At 49.7% G+C, this 17049-nt stretch carries 16 protein-coding genes; 4 read left to right on the plus strand and 12 right to left on the minus strand.

Going from position 1 to position 17049, the window contains the following annotated elements; genetic code table 11:
• Positions 1–11 precede the first annotated feature (11 nt).
• The 4 genes from fabV to AC6IB1_RS11560 form a co-directional block, all read right to left on the minus strand.
• Entirely contained in the window at positions 12–1214 is a 1203-nt protein-coding gene (gene fabV / locus AC6IB1_RS11545) for an enoyl-ACP reductase FabV (protein WP_497566784.1), read from the minus strand.
• Between the two features lie 153 nt (positions 1215–1367).
• Positions 1368–3662, minus strand: a complete 2295-nt coding sequence (locus tag AC6IB1_RS11550) for an acyl-CoA dehydrogenase (protein WP_497566785.1) — start codon at positions 3660–3662, stop codon at positions 1368–1370.
• A gap of 45 nt (positions 3663–3707) precedes the next feature.
• On the minus strand, positions 3708–4385 hold the full coding sequence (gene psrA / locus AC6IB1_RS11555; RefSeq protein WP_497566786.1) for a TetR family transcriptional repressor PsrA: 678 nt from the start codon (positions 4383–4385) through the stop codon (positions 3708–3710).
• A gap of 547 nt (positions 4386–4932) precedes the next feature.
• A complete protein-coding gene (locus AC6IB1_RS11560; protein WP_497566787.1) occupies positions 4933–5769 on the minus strand; it encodes an NAD-dependent epimerase/dehydratase family protein in 837 nt (278 codons plus the stop codon).
• 317 nt (positions 5770–6086) lie between these two features.
• Between AC6IB1_RS11560 and AC6IB1_RS11565 the strand changes: the two genes are divergently transcribed.
• Both AC6IB1_RS11565 and pyk read left to right on the plus strand, forming a co-directional pair.
• Entirely contained in the window at positions 6087–6941 is an 855-nt protein-coding gene (locus tag AC6IB1_RS11565) for a MurR/RpiR family transcriptional regulator (protein WP_497566788.1), read from the plus strand.
• Between the two features lie 111 nt (positions 6942–7052).
• Positions 7053–8498: a pyruvate kinase gene (pyk, locus tag AC6IB1_RS11570; RefSeq protein WP_497566789.1), complete on the plus strand. Its 1446-nt coding sequence runs from the start codon at positions 7053–7055 to the stop codon at positions 8496–8498.
• A gap of 51 nt (positions 8499–8549) precedes the next feature.
• Here pyk and AC6IB1_RS11575 read toward each other — a convergent pair whose 3' ends face one another.
• Together AC6IB1_RS11575 and rimJ are read right to left on the minus strand one after the other, a co-directional pair.
• The gene (locus AC6IB1_RS11575) at positions 8550–9155 is read right to left on the minus strand and encodes an HD domain-containing protein (RefSeq protein ID WP_497566790.1); all 606 of its coding nucleotides are present in this window, start codon (positions 9153–9155) and stop codon (positions 8550–8552) included.
• Positions 9148–9735, minus strand: coding sequence for a ribosomal protein S5-alanine N-acetyltransferase (gene rimJ / locus AC6IB1_RS11580; RefSeq protein ID WP_497566791.1), 588 nt, complete (start codon positions 9733–9735; stop codon positions 9148–9150). The genes AC6IB1_RS11575 and rimJ overlap by 8 nt, the downstream gene beginning before the upstream one ends.
• A 30-nt stretch (positions 9736–9765) precedes the next feature.
• Between rimJ and AC6IB1_RS11585 the strand changes: the two genes are divergently transcribed.
• A complete protein-coding gene (locus tag AC6IB1_RS11585) occupies positions 9766–10239 on the plus strand; it encodes a methylated-DNA--[protein]-cysteine S-methyltransferase (protein ID WP_497566792.1) in 474 nt (157 codons plus the stop codon).
• A 15-nt stretch (positions 10240–10254) separates the two neighbouring features.
• Here the strand turns inward: AC6IB1_RS11585 and tyrR are convergent, their stop codons facing one another.
• The 6 genes from tyrR to pspA all read right to left on the minus strand — a co-directional run bounded on the left by tyrR (position 10255) and on the right by pspA (position 15851).
• Entirely contained in the window at positions 10255–11793 is a 1539-nt protein-coding gene (tyrR, locus tag AC6IB1_RS11590) for a transcriptional regulator TyrR (RefSeq protein WP_497566793.1), read from the minus strand.
• 252 nt (positions 11794–12045) lie between these two features.
• Positions 12046–13062 carry a YcjF family protein gene (locus AC6IB1_RS11595; RefSeq protein ID WP_497566794.1) on the minus strand — a complete coding sequence of 339 codons (1017 nt, stop codon included), beginning with the start codon at positions 13060–13062 and terminating at the stop codon, positions 12046–12048.
• An 8-nt stretch (positions 13063–13070) separates the two neighbouring features.
• Positions 13071–14465, minus strand: a complete 1395-nt coding sequence (locus tag AC6IB1_RS11600; protein WP_497566795.1) for a YcjX family GTP-binding protein — start codon at positions 14463–14465, stop codon at positions 13071–13073.
• An 81-nt stretch (positions 14466–14546) separates the two neighbouring features.
• On the minus strand, positions 14547–14933 hold the full coding sequence (gene pspC, locus AC6IB1_RS11605) for an envelope stress response membrane protein PspC (protein ID WP_497566796.1): 387 nt from the start codon (positions 14931–14933) through the stop codon (positions 14547–14549).
• A complete protein-coding gene (gene pspB / locus AC6IB1_RS11610) occupies positions 14930–15160 on the minus strand; it encodes an envelope stress response membrane protein PspB (protein ID WP_005503240.1) in 231 nt (76 codons plus the stop codon). Before pspB ends, pspC begins: the two co-directional genes overlap by 4 nt.
• A 25-nt stretch (positions 15161–15185) precedes the next feature.
• Positions 15186–15851, minus strand: coding sequence for a phage shock protein PspA (gene pspA, locus AC6IB1_RS11615; protein WP_005503242.1), 666 nt, complete (start codon positions 15849–15851; stop codon positions 15186–15188).
• Between the two features lie 163 nt (positions 15852–16014).
• Here pspA and pspF point away from each other — a divergent pair, with 163 nt between their 5' ends.
• A complete protein-coding gene (gene pspF / locus AC6IB1_RS11620; protein ID WP_497566797.1) occupies positions 16015–17025 on the plus strand; it encodes a phage shock protein operon transcriptional activator in 1011 nt (336 codons plus the stop codon).
• The last annotated feature ends 24 nt before the right edge of the window (positions 17026–17049 follow it).

The following is a 17049-nucleotide window of genomic DNA, read 5'->3' on the forward strand; positions in this document are numbered from 1 at the left end:
AGTGTCTGGCGTTAAATAGACTGAACGTCGAAATCCACTTCCGGATTGACATCGGCATCATAATCCACCCCTTCAATACCGAAGCCGAAAAGTTTCAGAAATTCTTCTTTGTATTCCACGTAGTCGGTCAGCACTTTCAGGTTTTCTGTGGTGATCTGTGGCCACAGGTCACGGCAATGCTGTTGGATATCATCACGCAGTTCCCAGTCATCCAGACGCAGGCGGTTTTTATCGTCCACTTCCGGTGCTGAGCCATCTGCTTTGTATAGACGCTGGCTGAACATGCGGTAGATTTGTTCCATGCAGCCTTCGTGAACACCTTCCTCGCGCATTTTCTTGAAGACCATCGCGATGTAAAGAGGCATCACAGGAATCGCCGAGCTTGCCTGGGTGACAACAGACTTCAGTACAGCAACGTTTGCACTACCTCCAGTCGCTGACAGTTTCTCATTAAGGGCAGCCGCTGCGCGGTCCAGGTCCATTTTCGCACGGCCCAACGCACCATCCCAATAGATAGGCCAGGTCAGCTCTGTACCGATGTAGCTGTATGCCACGGTTTTACAGCCAGCTGCCAGTACGCCGGCATCAGACAGCGCCTGAATCCACAGTTCCCAGTCTTCACCGCCCATAACAGTCACGGTATCTTTGATTTCCTGCTCAGTGGCCGGTTCAACCGTTGCTTCAATGATTTCGTCTTTGTTGGTGTCTACCGCAGTTGAACGATAAACCTCACCGATTGGCTTCAGCGATGAGCGCACCACTTCACCGGTTTTTGGCAGTTTACGGACAGGCGATGCCAGTGAGTAAACCACCATATCGATCTGGCCCAGATCTTGTTTAATCAGTTCAATGGTTTTCTTTTTCGCTTCATCAGAGAACGCATCGCCATTCAGGCTCTTGGAATACAGCCCCTCTTCTTTCGCGAACTTGTCAAACGCGGCAGAGTTGTACCAACCTGCTGTGCCCGGCTTTTTCTCTGTGCCCGGCTTTTCGAAAAACACACCGATGGTCGCTGCACCGCCGCCAAACGCAGCAGCAATGCGCGATGACAGGCCATAGCCACTTGAAGAGCCAACAACCAGCACGCGTTTGGGTGCATTGGCAATAGGTCCTTGGGCTTTGGTGTATTCGATTTGCTCTTTTACGTTAGCTTCACATCCTTTTGGATGGGTCGTCGTACAGATAAATCCGCGAATTTTCGGTTTGATGATCATATTCAACCTTCCTTTCAAAGTTGGGCCTAGGATAAATACTTCATCTTGTTTTGGCACTTATTTTTGTCGCAAAAGCCGGTTTTCGGGCAGTGGTTGGAGGTGTTAGCAAGAAAAAACACCGCTGTTGCGGCGTTTTTGAGAACATATCAGCGGTTAGGCGGCTTTCCCTTTCTTACCGTTTCCAGCCACCGGCACTTTGTCACTTTTAAACCAAGACGGGTCGAAATTATCCACCTGAATGGCTTCATAGCGAAGTGCGTCAGCATGTTTGATATTGTCTATTTCTTCTTGCGTCAGGACATTTTGCTCAAGAGCAGCGGCGAGGCGATCAGCCAGCAGGCCTTTGGCCGGAATTTGCTTCGCTTTTGCTGCAAGTGCCATTTTCTTCTCCAAGGGTTTCACTGAAACCATCGCTTCAAACGCGCGTTCCATGATGCCTACCGGATCGTCGGCCTTATCACCGACATAACAAAGGTGGGTCAGTCGTTCACGGTGCGCGCCCGGTGTCATCATCAAGTCCGCAATCTGGGTCGCCAGTTTGTCAGACGGTGCGTTGTAGTGCATACCCAGCGGGAACAGGATCGCGCGCAGCGAGAACCCGACACCTTTTTGTGGGAAGTTATTGAACGCACCATCAAACGCTTCAGCGCATTTGTTCAGACAATGCTGCAATGAGTAATGAACAAAGGGCAAATCAGACTGCTGGCGGCCTTCATCCTCATAACGCTTCAACACTGCAGACGCCAGATACAGATGACTCAGCACATCACCAAGACGGGCTGATAACATTTCACGGCGCTTGAGTTCACCGCCCAGTGTCAACATGGCCACATCTGCTGTCACCGCCAGCGCACGGCTCATGCGTGACAAATGACGATAATAACTGGCGGTTTCACCGGATACCGGAGCGCTGTTTAAGCGTGAACGGGTAAATGCGTTGGTAAAAGACATCAGAACGTTTTTGGTAGCAAAACCGATATGTTTAATCAGTAATGCATCGAATGCTGCAGCACCTTTCGCATCATCTTTCTCCGCCGCCGTTTCCATCTCTTGAAGTACATAAGGATGACAGCGTGTCGCCCCCTGACCAAAGATCATCAGGTTACGGGTCAGGATATTCGCCCCTTCCACCGTAATGGCGACCGGCATACCAAAATAGTGGTGACCCACGTAGTTTAAAGGCCCTAACTGGATAGCACGACCAGCGTGGATATCCATCGAGTCATTGAGGATGGTACGTGCCAATTCGGTCATGTGATATTTGGCAATGGCGGTGACAATCCCCGGCTTCTCTTTCATGTCGAGAGAGGTTGTTGTCAGGGTGCGCGCCGCTTCCAGCATGTAGGTGTAACCGCCAATGCGCCCCATGGCTTCGCCCACACCTTCAAATTTACCGATATGCATGCCAAACTGCTTCCGCACGTAGGCATAAGCACCGGTCGTGCGCGCAGTCAGGTGCCCCACTGCCGTACCGAGTGCAGGCAGTGAAATACCCCGCCCTGCGGACAGACATTCCACCAGCATACGCCAGCCTTTGCCGACATAATCCTGTCCACCAATGACCCATTCCATCGGAATGAAGACATTTTCCCCACGGGTTGGACCGTTCATAAACGCCAGGCCAAGCGGGTTATGGCGTTCTCCAATTTCAACGCCTTGATGATCGGCCGGGATCAATGCACAGGTAATACCCAGTTGTTCCTTTTTGCCTAACAGCCCATCAGGATCGTGCAGTTTGAACGCCAATCCCAGCACCGAAGCCACAGGCGCAAGGGTAATGTAGCGTTTATTCCAGGTCAGGCTGATACCCAGCACTTCTTTGCCTTCATGCATGCCCATGCAGACAACGCCTTTATCGGGAATAGAGCCTGCGTCAGAACCGGCTTCCGGGCCTGTCAGTGCAAAACAAGGAACTTCCTCACCATTGGCAAGACGTGGCAGCCAATAATTCTTTTGCTCATCAGTACCATAATGGGTCAGCAGCTCACCGGGACCGAGTGAGTTAGGCACCATCACTGTCACTGCCGCACTCAAACTGCGCGTCGCAATGCGCGATACAATGGTTGAGTTAGCGTAGGCTGAAAACGCAAGACCACCGTATTCTTTAGGAATAATCAGCGAGAAAAACTTCTCTTTTTTCAGGAATTCCCAGACTTCCGGCGGTAAATCTTTACGCTCCTGCACGATATCAAAATCATCAAGCATAGCCAGCAAGGTTTCAAGCTGGTTATCCATAAACGCTTTCTCTTCATCGTTCAGGCGGGGTTTTGGGTATTGCAGCAGTTTACGCCAGTCGGGACTACCAGCGAACAATTCGCCGTCCCACCATACACTGCCTGCTTCCATTGCCTCGCGCTCGGTCTCAGACAGGGGAGGAAGAACCTTTTTGAAAAACGTGAACGCCGGGTCGCTCAAGTAGCGTCTTCTAAGTGATGGTTGAGAGCTCATGATTCAGATCCTTGTATTTGTAACACGTTAATTTTTTATTATTTTTTAACCTGCACTGCGCGGAAAACCGCTGGTTACAAGTGACAGTTCCTTGCCAAGCGGCGCATCCACACCTGCCGCCAGATAAGGAATTAATCGGTCGAGAATGTCTTCTGTCGTCACGTTATGACCAAAATCATTCTCGGCAATCTCGCTTAGCGCAACGTTTGACGCCATGGTGAAAATAACGGCACCAAGGGTGAAGTGAAGCCGCCAGAACACATGTTCAGGCTTCAGTGCCGGGTTGGCTTTCGCAACAGCTTGGGTGAACAAAGAGAGGACGGAATCGTAACGGGTGGTGATAAACCAACGCAGGTGACCTTGAACATCGGTGTAACCGCGCCCAATCAGTTGCATAAATGTTGACGCACCATCACGTTTAAATGTATCCAGCCCGAGGAGAGGACGTTTGGTACAGGCAAAAACCTCCACCATTGAGATCTCGTCTTTCAACAACAGTAACGTCAATTCTTGTGCCAGTTGTGGCATGAATTGTTCCAGATACCGGGCTAACACTGCACGCACCAGCGATTTCTTGTCACCAAAATGATAGTTAACTGACGCCAGATTTACGCCAGCTTTACTCGTAATGGTACGAAGAGAGGTCTCTTTGAAACCATGCTCAGCAAATAATTGCTCAGCGGCATCGAGAATTTTTCTTTTGGTTTCGCCTTTCCCTGCCATTTTCATTCACCTGTATTAAACACTTGTTTAACTTTACATCCCGTTAGCATTAATAACAACCCCTAAACATCCATAAAAATCTACCCTTTTTTCAGTAAAAAATTCGATCACCGTAACTGACTGTAAATCGGTGTTATTTGGCGCAATGCGAAAAGATTACGCTCACTATTGAGAAAAAATTTTGCGTTTTGGGGAACAATTGCTGGCTCATCAGGTCACATATAGTGCCACTGCTTTTTCTTAGAAGTTTTTATTCTTCTGAAGCCCGTACACTGAATTGCGTACGGGCTTTTTTTCGCCCTAGTGTCTGACAGCGGCCGAATGAACCGTTTTTAGAGGAAGAGAATTTTTTTTCGAAATTTTTGAACTTATCTGACAGGAGTCAGTCTGACATTGTGTAGATAGCGAATAAGTGCCTTCCATGTATAGCTGGCCGCCACACATGATTTCATCCTTATCGCTACATGCTGCTGCTTTTTCTTACTCCTGCTTAAAAACATTTATGTTGCCCGCTTCAGAATGAAGCGGGCTTTTTTTATGTCTGGTGTCAGTGCAACGCCGGTACAGGCATATCAAAAGGTGACGGGTAAACCAGTGTTAAACCTAACTGGTCCAGGGTGTTTTCAGGAGCGATATACTTGCCTTCCCCGCCTTCTTCAACAAAGGAAGGCTCATCTAACCCCATTGCCCCGGCAGCCCAACAGTAAAACGCCGATCGCGATGGGTGTTCCAGCGCACTGAGGTGGAAGATCTCCCCCCCTGCTTGCTTTTTGACGATAGCAATAATCGCCTCAACACAATCATCACGGTGAATCAGGTTAACGGGATCCTTTCCACCGCTGATATCTTTTCTTCCAGCAAGGTATTTCCCCGGATGCCTGTCTCCTCCCACCAAACCAGAAAGCCTTAAAACAATCCCTCCTGTGGGAAACTGGGCGAGCACATATTCTTCGATTTCCCGGTGCGCTTTCCCGGAAGCCGTATCAGGTTCACAAACCGTGCTTTCGGTTACTTTGCCTTTCACATTGCCATAAACCGATGTAGTACTGATAAAGATGAACTGTTTCACACCACCCGATTTGGCCGTGTCGACCAGTTTCTTCATAGCCTGGACAAACACTGCGCTATCCACAGTACGGCGGCCCGGGGGAATATTGGCAACGAAGACATCGCTCTCGAATAGCGGTATTGATTCTGGTGCGTATTCATCACTAAAAATGTCGAAAACGACCCCATCAATATGCTTCGAAGCCAGCAATGCCAATGAGTCATGACTACGTTTGCTTCCCGTGACAACGTATCCTGCTTTGTGCATTTTCTCTGCCAGTGGAAGGCCAAGCCAACCACACCCACATATTGATACTGTTTTATAAGGTTTCGACATCAACACCGCCTTGTAATTGTTTTTCACTTGTCATGCCAATAGCTTCGAGACGTGCCACAAGAAATCCAACCTATTTCTCGTTTGGTGAAAAAAAGCTTCTATATTGTGTAATTAAGCAACCAAAAGCGTGAATGAATACAAATTTTTCCAAGGTATTTTTGGTTAGAATGCCTTTCAGAGAATCCAACCGTTACACTCAACTATAACATTGTTGGACATTGCATTATTTCACCCAATTTTAAGTCAGCATGCGATATGTGATTTTTAAGACACCTGCCGCTGACAAATTAGACAGCGGAAGCAACGCGGTAATCGGAATGAACACCCTAGAAAAAATACAAAAAAATATTGAAAACTTTAGTAAGTCTGAACGGAAAGTCGCTGAAGTTATTATCGCCTCTCCACAGACAGCTATTCACTCCAGTATCGCGACACTGGCCAAAATGGCCGATGTCAGTGAACCGACTGTGAACCGTTTCTGCCGCAGGTTGGACACGAAAGGCTTCCCCGATTTCAAATTGCATTTGGCACAAAGCTTGGCAAACGGCACCCCATATGTGAACCGTAATGTTGAAGAACATGACAGTGCAGACGCTTACACGTCGAAAATTTTCGAATCCACCATGGCATGTCTGGATGTGGCGAAAAACAGCATCGATCCCCACCAAATCAACCGTGCTGTTGATTTGCTCACCCAAGCCAAGAAAATTTCGTTCTTCGGCTTGGGGGCTTCTTCCTCTGTAGCTCACGATGCACAGAACAAATTCTTCCGCTTTAATATCCCTATCGTCTGCTTTAACGACATCGTGATGCAGCGTATGAGCTGTATTAACTGCACAGATGGCGACGTGGTTGTTGTGATCTCCCACACCGGCCGTACCAAGTCGCTGGTGGATGTCGCGACATTGGCGAAAGAGAATGGCGCAACTGTTATCGGTATCACAGAGAAAGGCTCACCGCTCGACAAAGTGTGTTCTTTGACCATTACGCTGGATGTGCCGGAAGACACTGACATCTATATGCCAATGGCAAGCCGCGTTGTACAAATGACAGTGATTGATGTGTTGGCAACCGGTTTTACCTTGCGCCGAGGCCCAGGCTTCCGTGAAAACCTCAAACGCGTCAAAGAAGCGATAAAAGACTCTCGATTCAACAAAGAATCACTGACTTAGCAGAGAAAGGGGGGGCGTAGCGTCTACCCTTTTTTCGTTTTTTCCGCTCACGACACGTTTACTCACACTCTCTTTTTCTGTTTCGTAAGCATTTTCACTCAGGAGACTTGCATGTCTGAGACACTACGACGAACAAAGATCGTAACCACATTGGGCCCCGCTACCGACAAAGGTGACATGCTGGAGCAAATCATTGCAGCTGGCGCAAACGTGGTGCGGATGAACTTTTCACACGGTACAGCGGAAGATCATATAAACCGCGCCAATAAAGTCCGTGCAATCGCTGCGAAGCTGGGGCGCCATGTGGGCATCCTCGGTGATCTCCAAGGGCCTAAAATCCGGGTATCGACATTCAAAGAGGGAAAAGTCCAACTTACTGTTGGTGACCATTTTGTGTTGGATGCTGCTCTGGAACCGGGTAAAGGCGACAACCAGCGTGTCGGTATAGACTACAAAAACCTACCAAATGATGTGAAGGCTGGCGACATCCTGCTGCTTGATGACGGTCGCGTACAGCTCAAAGTCATGTCAGTTGAAGGCACCCAAATCCACACAGAAGTGACTGTGGGTGGCCCCCTCTCCAACAACAAAGGGATCAACAAAAAAGGCGGCGGCTTATCGGCCCCAGCCCTGACTGACAAAGATAAGCAAGACATTCTGATAGCGGCAAAGATCAATGTCGATTATCTGGCGATTTCTTTCCCACGCAATGGTGATGACATGCGCCTTGCACGCTCTTTGGCGCGGGAAGCGGGCCTGGATGCGTGTTTGGTGGCGAAAGTGGAACGCGCCGAAACGGTGGCTTCTGACGCGAATATCGATGACATTATCGAAGCCTCTGATGCGGTGATGGTCGCCCGTGGCGATTTAGGTGTGGAAATTGGCGATCCGGAACTGGTGGGTGTGCAAAAGAAACTTATCCGCCGTGCCCGTTCATTGAATCGCTGTGTGATCACCGCTACCCAGATGATGGAGTCGATGATCAAGTCCCCCATGCCAACCCGCGCTGAAGTGATGGACGTAGCAAATGCCGTATTGGATGGCACGGATGCAGTGATGCTCTCCGCAGAAACTGCTGCCGGTGATTACCCGCTGGAAACCGTGAAAGCCATGGCAGAAGTCTGTATCGGCGCGGAAAAGATGCCTTCTATCAATGTTTCCAATCACCGCCTCAATAAAGAGTTTGAGCTGATTGAAGAAACCATCTCGATGGCAACCATGTATGCGGCGAACCATATGCCCAAAGTGAAGGCAATGATCGCCCTGACAGAATCTGGCAAGACTGCTCTCATGATGTCACGGATCAGTTCGGGCAAGCCTATCTTTGCGCTATCACGTCATGATTCAACACTCTCGCGTGCAGCATTGTACCGCGGCGTCACACCTGTTTACTTTGACAGTGATACCGGTGCAGGTGCCGACGTTGCGCACAAAGCCATTGCCCTGTTGAAAGAGAAAGGATACCTCAAACCCTGGGATGTGGTGATATTCACTCAAGGAGATGTAATGAGGTATGTCGGCGCCACCAACACCATGCGCATGATCACCGTAACCTGATCGGGGAAAGCCTGCCTTCTCAAACAGCGCCCTTCCCGGGGCGGGGCGTTGTTATTTCTTTAGCCAGCCTTTTTTAACTGCTTCTGATAGCATGGCCTGTACCTTTTGCCACAGCAGTGCAGAACCTTTTTCAATCTTGCTGTTTACCGTCAGTGCCTGCTCATAACGCACACCATGCTCTTTCCAGCTCTGTCCTTCATTGTGGTAGTTCAACAACATGGGCAACATACGATCCAGCGCTTTACCGTAGCGAGCTTCCGGGGTTTCACCTTCTTCAAACTCTAGCCAGAGTGTCATCAGGGTGTCCCTTTGGTCTTCCGGTAGCATGCCAAAAATACGCTCAGCGGCTTTCAGCTCTTTCTGGTGTTGTTGTTTTGCAGCTTCTAGGTCATACACAAAGGTATCACCGGCATCAATTTCAACCACATCGTGGATCAACAACATCTTCACCACTTTTGCCACATCGACAGGTTCATTGGCGTGTTCTTCAAGCAATAATGCCATCAACGCCACTTGCCAGCTGTGCTCGGCAGAATTTTCCAGCCTCGCACTATCGCTTTTAACGCGGGTTCGCCTCAATACTGCCTTCAATTGGTCAATTTCAACAATCAAGGCTAATTGCTTTTCAAGCCTTTCAAAAGAACGGATATCACTCATTGTTTGACGCTACCCAGTGCGGATTAATCACAGAAGTCAGAATATGATCTTCCCATTTTCCATTAATTAAAAGGTAATCCTTCGCTTCGCCCTCTTTCACAAAGCCAGCGGCTTTCAGCACTGCGGCACTGCGTTTGTTTCTGGGCATATACGAAGCCATTACCCGGTGCATATTCAAATTATCAAACAGCCATTGGTTTGTCTGTTTCAGGGCGCGCCGCATAATGCCCCTGCCCTGCGCATTTTCCGCCAGTGAATAACCGACGTTGCAAGCGTGAAAGGGAAACTGGATGATGCTGCTATAGGTAATCACCCCACACACTTCCTCTTTATCCTGCTCAAAAATCAAAAAATAGTAAGCAAGACCATGGCGTTGCAATTCGGTCAGTTGGATAACACGTCTCTCCCAGCCTTGATAGGTAAAAAAACCATCTGGCCTGGAAGGCTCCCAAGGCGAAAGAAATTGGCGATTCTCCTGAAAATAATCCACGATAGCGGAAACATCCGTCATCTGGATCGCACGAATAACAAGATTATCAACACGTAATTGAGGAAAAGGGGTTATAATTTCGACAGACAATTCGCCTCCTGTCCAATTGTGCCGTTGATTATGTACTACGATAGCTTTGAATCACCGCTGGGGAAAATTCACTTACTGGCTGATGAGTCAGGTCTAAGACAATTGACCTTATGTCTCCATCACCCTTTCGAACCCTGCCAGGAATGGAAACATTCACCTAAACAGCTCACTCTCTACAAAAAACAGATCCTCGAATTTCTCGACGGAAAACGCACCCACTTTGATGTTCCCCTGGCACCAGATGGCACCGAATTCCAACATAAAGTCTGGCAAGCTCTGCGCACTATTCCTTATGGGGAAACGCGGTCATATGCTGACATTGCCAGGGAAATCGGCAATCCAAAAGCGTATCGTGCAGTCGGGATGGCGAACAATGTGAATCCTATTCCCTTGGTCATCCCCTGTCATCGCGTCATTGGCAGCGATGGAGAACTGACCGGCTACCGTTACGGCCTGGAGATCAAACAAAAGCTCCTGGCCATGGAAAAAGATAGCGGCAGATAACACCGTCAACTGTTATTACCTTTTACCAATACCGTATTCACGCAGCTTATTGGCAACTGAAGTGTGTGACACGTTCAGCCGTTTTGCCAGTTTGCGTGTTGACGGATAGCTGCGGTAAAGGTTTGACAAAATACCTGATTCATAGCGCTTCATTATGTCATCCAGTGAGCCTTCCATGGTTTCTTCGGTCAGGAAAGCGCTTTGCTCCGTTTCTGGCAACTGAACATCGTCTTTTGTCAGGCAGCCTTCTTCGATTTGTGTCATAGCACGGAACAACACGTTGCGAAGCTGGCGCACGTTTCCCGGCCATGAATATTGCGTCAGGAGATCCAATACGCCTTGCTGAAGCATTGGCCTTTCCTGACCAAGTTCTGAAGAGAACTGGTTGAGAAACAACTCTGCCAAGGGCTGGATATCTGAAGGCCGTTCACGCAGTGGTGGCACAATGAGCGACAGTACGTTCAGGCGATAATAGAGATCTTCACGGAACTGCCCCGCTGCTACCCGCTCAGACAAGTTCTTCTGCGTGGAACAAATCACCCGCACATCCACTTTGATCTCTTTCTCTTCACCCACACGGCGGAAGGTGCCATCTTGCATAAAGCGTAGTAGTTTGATCTGAAGATGCGGGCTCATTTCGCCGACTTCATACAGGAAAACGGTGCCCCCGTCTGCTTGTTCAAGCTGGCCTTTTTTGCCTTCCCGCCCTTCCGTTGGCGCGCAGCCAAATAATTCAGTTTCCGCAGCATCGTCTGGCATAGACACGCAGTTCACCAACAGAAAAGGATGTTCTGCCCGGTGGGAGCGTTGATGGCAGGCTTTCGCCAGCATCTCTTTTCCTGTACCGGTCTCTCCTTGAATAAGCAGTGGCGCATCCAGGGTCGCAAATTTCTTCGCCTGATTAACCAGAGTACGGAATTTGCTGGATTGCCCGACAAGGTGCTCGAAGCCATGCTCACCCGGCGTACGGTACAGGGTGGTTGGCAAGTGGTTCATCGACACCTGTTTTAGCTGGATAACAGCGCTTGCCAGCAGATCTTTATCTTCGCTGTCGGTGACGTAAACCGGCATGACTTCCATCAGGTAATCCATACCGGCAATCACTACCTGACGACAGATTTGTCCAGCGTTGTCTCGCTCCAGCCAGTGAGAAAAGTTAAAATCAGGAAAAATATGGTTGGCAGATTCACCAATCAACCCAGACGCTTCGCTACCCATTAGACGGAAAGCCGCTTTGTTTGCCATGTCGACCTTGCCGCTGAGGTTCACCGAGAAAACCGGGTCGCTCAGGGTTTCTAGCAAAGCGCGCAATTCTCGGTGCTCCCTTTCAGCGGGCAAGAACTGAATTTTTCGCACATCGGTCACGCCACTTATCAGACGGATTTCAGACATCAGTTGCCTGAACTCGTCGAAGTCCACCTCTGGGCAGTTGAGGTAAATGATCCCAATCTGGTCAATCTCAATGCCACGTAAGTCAATGTTACGGCGGGCCAGAATATCGAGGAGCTCGCGGGTTAATCCAAGTCGATCTTCGCAAAAGACCTGTAATCTCACGGTTGTGTCCTGTATGCAAAGGGCTGGCTACATCCTGAATGCCGAAGCCAGCCTTGTTGATATGAAGGTTGTCTGGGATAACTCCCGCAATCCCTGCATGACGTGAATGAATAGCGCGTCCATAAAGTGTCAGGAATTGTTGACAGTGAAAGAAGTGTGCGCCTCTCACGACAGCGAGTCAAGCTGTGCGATTGAAAACGTGAGAAGCGCAGTGAGTAAGAACAAAGGGAGGAACAGCACTAAAGAGGGCGGTTATTTGTTCCCGGACGTCAGTTTGCCCAGTAATTGTTTGCGGATATCCGACAACCTCGGGGCAGCTGCACCGATATAGGGTAATGGGCGCATGACTGACATCGCTTTGTAACCCAGCCTTGCCGTCAATAATCCTACTCCCAGCCCCTGTGCAGCACGGGTGGATAACTTCCCGGCCAAATCCACAGAAAGCAGATCTGTCCCCATGTCCGCGATCACCTCACTGGCCCCGGCAAAAGCCATGTTTGCCAATACCAACTTCAGCAACCGGATACGAGACCAGTAGCCAAGCTGAACACCATAGATGTTTGCCACTTGCTCCAGTAGCCGGAAGCTGCGCCAAGCCACCAGCAGCATGTCCGCAATCGCAAGCGGGCTTAACGCCACCATCACTGCGGCTTCTGAGGCATATCTCGTGACCATTTTCCGGGCGCGGGCGTCCTGCTCTGTTACCACCATACGGTCGTAAAGTTCAAAAACTTCACGGTCATTGTGCGTCGCAGCGAGCGAGGTTTGCCATTTGTCATAGCCCGCTGTCAGCTCAACGCCGGATTGTCTGGAAAGCCTTTCACAGACACTTTTGGCTTTGCCAATGCCTTCGGCTGCCAGAATAGCCATGACCTCATCACGTTCATCCTGACGCCCTTTCAGGCGACGGAGTGCTAAAAACTCACGACCAATTGCACCAATCCCCATTGCGGCAATCCCGGCAACAAAACCGCTCCAGCCAACAGCCAGCCAGTCACCAGCCTGCACAGCAGTGACGACTGTATCCACCGTTTGCCAACCCACAAGGCCGATGCCAACAACAGCTAGCGCGCGCCATCCCCAACGTTTTTTCCCGGGGGTTTTCAGCGTTGCCTCAAGCGCTTGCTCTGCACGGGTTTCATCTTCAATGTTAGTGACCGCGAAATTGACAGCATCCTGCTCAAACTGGCGCTGTAGAGTCAGCTCAGGCGCTTCATTCTGCGGTTTCGCGGGATCTTCAAACACCACAGCTTTTTTGTAATCGTTCATGTCACCTCCTACCTGACTTTATCACCCAGCAAATACTGCAATGCCTTGTCGACACGAATATGCGGTAATGGCTCGTCCACATCCGTTTGCATGGGCCGGAACTGACGGAATTCAAACTGGTTGTTTTGCCAGAAAGAGTCATTCGGTAATCGCGCAGGAACATCCCCCGGATACATTAATATCGGCTCACCGCTTTCCAGTGTGCCACGCAACGCTGCCATTGATTCTCCTTGATGGTTGACCATCCCCGGCTCTGTCGCCTGAATAGACGCCAGGCTGATGCACTCCATATCAATCCCTTCAAAGGCTGCGGTTTGCCAGGCTTCATGAATGAGTTGTTGCAGTAAGGACACCAGATTCGAGTGCTGGTCCGGCGTCACATGATCCGCTTTGGTTGCAGCAAACAGAATCTTATCAATACGCGGCGAAAACAGGCGACGCAGCAATCCGCTTTTACCATAGCGGAAGCTTTGCATAAGCTGCTCCAATGCCATTCTCATATCGTTAAATGATGCGGGGCCAGCGTTCAACGGTTGCAACGTATCCACCAGCACAATCTGGCGGTCAACCTTGGAAAAATGCTCCTGATAAAACCCTTTAACAATATGCTGGCAATAGTAATCGTAGCGCTGCTTTAACATGGCATAGTTGCTGGTTTTCGGCGCATTCGCCAGTTGACCTTCTCCATATTGGTTGCCAACCAACGGAAAGAATTGCAGTACTGGCGCGCCAGCATACTCGTCCGGTAACACAAACCGGCCCGGTTGTACCCAGTGCAGCCCCGCTTCTTGCTTGCACGCGTGCAGGTAAGCGGTAAATTTCTCCGCGATCTGGCCAATAAATTTCTCATCGGCATCGGCGAAAGGGTCAAAACTGTCGACAGCTTGAAGCCATTCGTCCGCGAGTTCTTTCCGTTTCCCAGTCAAAATGCCGTTTTGTTTACGTGACCACTCATCAAAGCTCATGGAAAGCAAAGGCAGGTCAAGCAGCCATTCTCCGGGATAGTCCACGATATCGAGATACAGTGTCGCGGTATCTTGCAACAGTTTCATCGCGCCTTTTTCCGGACGGTAGCGAATTTCCAGGCGGATTTCACTGACATCACGCGTCGGGGCAGGCCAGGTCGGCGGACATGAATGCAACGATTGGATACCCAGATCGTAATCAAATGCCGGAATATGAAGCTGACTCTGCTGAACACGTCGCGCACCCAATACGCGCCCTTCCCTGACGGGTGCAAACAATGGCATGCGAGGGTTGGTTGCACTATGGAGCAATTGATTGATAAGTGAGGTAATAAAGGCCGTTTTGCCGGCGCGGGAAAGGCCCGTGACAGCAAGACGCACATGTCTGTCAAGACCCCGGCTCACCCATTTATTGACCTGACGCTTCACGGATTTCATGAATTACAGTACCCCCCAAAAGGTAAATCCCCTGCCAGTTAAGGCAGGGGACGAGGACATGTTGATATCGTTTGCTGGGATTCAGAGTGTCTTGAACTGTCGGTTCAGCTCGTACTCTTTTGATGTCACGTACGCTTCCATCTTGGCGACGTTTCGCTCCATCTCTCCCATTTCACTATCGATATCAGCCAACAACTGGCTTGCTGATTTTCCTTGTTGCCAAGGCTTTTGTTTCACCTGGTGTTCTTTGTAATGAAACGTGCGCTTGGCTTCCTCTGGCGGCATTTTTTCCAGTATCAGCATGGCAGCAATATACGCCACGATGACAAAAAAACCCAACCCCATCAGGAATGCTGTTACTGTCAGGATCCTTACCAGCCAGGTTTCTGCGCCAAAGTAATCGGCGACACCTGCACAAACGCCGCCGATCTTCCCGTTTACAGGATCACGATATAACGTTTTGTTCATCGTCTGTGTCTCCAGTTTGGCGCTTCTTCATCCAGAATACGCTCCAGCGAATGGATGCGATCCTGCAATGCTTCCGCGCGGTCAGCCAGGGCTTGCAGTTGCTCGTAGTCATCACCACTCAAGCCCTGACCGACTTGTCGTTTACTGCGGTAGTGGAGCCACAACCACAGGGGTGCCACAAAGACAAAAAACACCACCAGTGGAATTGAAAGAAACGCCATTGACATGCCTACTCCTTACCTTTGCGAGGGCTTATTCTTTGTCCTTAAGTTCTGCTTTCATGCGCGCGAGTTCTTTTTCAATTTCATCTTGCGCTTGCAGGTCGGCAAATTCATCTTCAAGGCGTCTGCCTTTGCCGATACTGTAACTGTCCGCTTCGGCTTCCAGTTCATCAATGCGGCGCTCATATTGCTCAAACTTTGCCAACGCTTCGTCGGTACGGCTGGTGTCTAACTGGCGACGAACGTCACGACGTTTGCCTGCTGCTTCACGGCGGATCACCAACGCTTGCTGGCGGGCACGAGTTTCTGCCAGCTTGGTTTCAAGCTCTGCAATTTCGTTACCCAGTTTGTTGATGGTTTCTTCGACCAACGTGTACTCTTCTTTCAGCGTCAGCAAGATATCGTGCACTTTTTGTTTTTCAATCAAGGCTGCACGCGCCAGATCTTCCCGGGATTTTTGCAGCGCCAGCGTCGCTTTTTCCTGCCAATCTGTCATTTGGCGCTCAATACCTTCAATTTTACGCGCCAGCTCTTTTTTGTCTGCCAGCGCCCGTGCCGAAGAGGTACGGACCTCAACCAGTGTGTCCTCCATCTCCTGGATGATCAGGCGAACCATTTTTTGTGGGTCTTCAGCCTTATCCAACAGTGAATTGACGTTAGCGTTAACAATATCTGCAAAGCGAGAGAAAATACCCATGGTGATACTCCTTTTTCCGAATGCGCGCTGTGCGCTTTGCCGGTTATATATCAAGTGGCGTGCCAATTTTTATTTTCTTTTAAATACAAATAGTTAAATGAAACTATGCAATTCTCACCTTCTAGCGTATGATGAAATAAACTAACAGTTGGCAAATTTAACCATGCACAAACCTGATAATCTTATTGGTGAATCCGATCATTTTCTTTCCGTATTGGATCACATATCCCGCCTTGCCCCTCTCGACCGCCCAGTGCTTATCCTTGGCGAACGGGGAACAGGTAAAGAGCTTATCGCGAAACGTCTTCATTATTTGTCACGTCGTTGGGATGGACCATTGGTCAGCCTCAATTGTGCTGCGCTCAGTGAGGGATTAATTGATTCCGAGCTGTTCGGCCACGAAGCGGGCTCGTTCAGTGGCGCCAAAGGCCGCCATAAAGGCCGTTTTGAACGGGCAGAGGGTGGCACCCTGTTTCTGGATGAACTCGCTACTTCCCCCCTTGGCGTGCAGGAAAAACTGCTTCGCGTGATTGAATATGGTGAATACGAGCGCGTGGGTGGCAGCGACGTGCTGAGCGCCGATGTCCGATTGATCTGTGCCACCAATGAAGACCTGCCACAACTGGCAGAAAAAGGGGTATTTCGCGCCGATCTTCTCGATCGTCTGGCGTTTGATGTCATCCACTTGCCGCCGCTTCGTGAGCGTCAGGGTGATATTCTACTGTTGGCAGAGTATTACGCGGTGAAGATGTGCCGTGAATTGGGTTACCGTTATTTCTCCGGCTTTAGTGATCGCGCCATTGAGGCATTAAATACCTATCACTGGCCAGGCAACGTCAGGGAACTGAAAAACGTGGTGGAGCGCGCCATTTATCGCCATGCTGACGAAAACAGCCAGGTCGATGCTGATGATATCCAGCTCGACCCGTTTAAAGCACCGTGGAAAACAGAACCTCCAATAGAAAAAACAACCACCCAGACGCCATTCACCTTCCCTATGGATTTACGCCAGTGGCAGCAGGAACAGGAAAAGGCGATTGTTGAAAAAGCGATGGAGCTGGTGCGATTTAATCAACGGCGTGCCGCAGATTTGCTTGGCTTAAGCTACCATCAAATAAGGGGCTTGCTGCGGAAATATCATCTCGTGGGTGATGAAAACACCGACCCGGTTTGAGTTTTTCGCCAATTGTTCTGAAAT

The organism is Grimontia sp. THUN1695 (assembly GCF_059704325.2).

Coding starts and splice junctions, on each gene's coding strand:
- fabV (WP_497566784.1), bottom strand. CDS start 1,214: ATGATCATCAAACCGAAAATTCGCGGATTTATCTGTACGACGACCCAT.
- AC6IB1_RS11550 (WP_497566785.1), bottom strand. CDS start 3,662: ATGAGCTCTCAACCATCACTTAGAAGACGCTACTTGAGCGACCCGGCG.
- psrA (WP_497566786.1), bottom strand. CDS start 4,385: ATGGCAGGGAAAGGCGAAACCAAAAGAAAAATTCTCGATGCCGCTGAG.
- AC6IB1_RS11560 (WP_497566787.1), bottom strand. CDS start 5,769: ATGTCGAAACCTTATAAAACAGTATCAATATGTGGGTGTGGTTGGCTT.
- AC6IB1_RS11565 (WP_497566788.1), top strand. CDS start 6,087: ATGAACACCCTAGAAAAAATACAAAAAAATATTGAAAACTTTAGTAAG.
- pyk (WP_497566789.1), top strand. CDS start 7,053: ATGTCTGAGACACTACGACGAACAAAGATCGTAACCACATTGGGCCCC.
- AC6IB1_RS11575 (WP_497566790.1), bottom strand. CDS start 9,155: ATGAGTGATATCCGTTCTTTTGAAAGGCTTGAAAAGCAATTAGCCTTG.
- AC6IB1_RS11585 (WP_497566792.1), top strand. CDS start 9,766: ATGTACTACGATAGCTTTGAATCACCGCTGGGGAAAATTCACTTACTG.
- AC6IB1_RS11595 (WP_497566794.1), bottom strand. CDS start 13,062: ATGAACGATTACAAAAAAGCTGTGGTGTTTGAAGATCCCGCGAAACCG.
- AC6IB1_RS11600 (WP_497566795.1), bottom strand. CDS start 14,465: ATGAAATCCGTGAAGCGTCAGGTCAATAAATGGGTGAGCCGGGGTCTT.
- pspC (WP_497566796.1), bottom strand. CDS start 14,933: ATGAACAAAACGTTATATCGTGATCCTGTAAACGGGAAGATCGGCGGC.
- pspB (WP_005503240.1), bottom strand. CDS start 15,160: ATGTCAATGGCGTTTCTTTCAATTCCACTGGTGGTGTTTTTTGTCTTT.
- pspA (WP_005503242.1), bottom strand. CDS start 15,851: ATGGGTATTTTCTCTCGCTTTGCAGATATTGTTAACGCTAACGTCAAT.
- pspF (WP_497566797.1), top strand. CDS start 16,015: ATGCACAAACCTGATAATCTTATTGGTGAATCCGATCATTTTCTTTCC.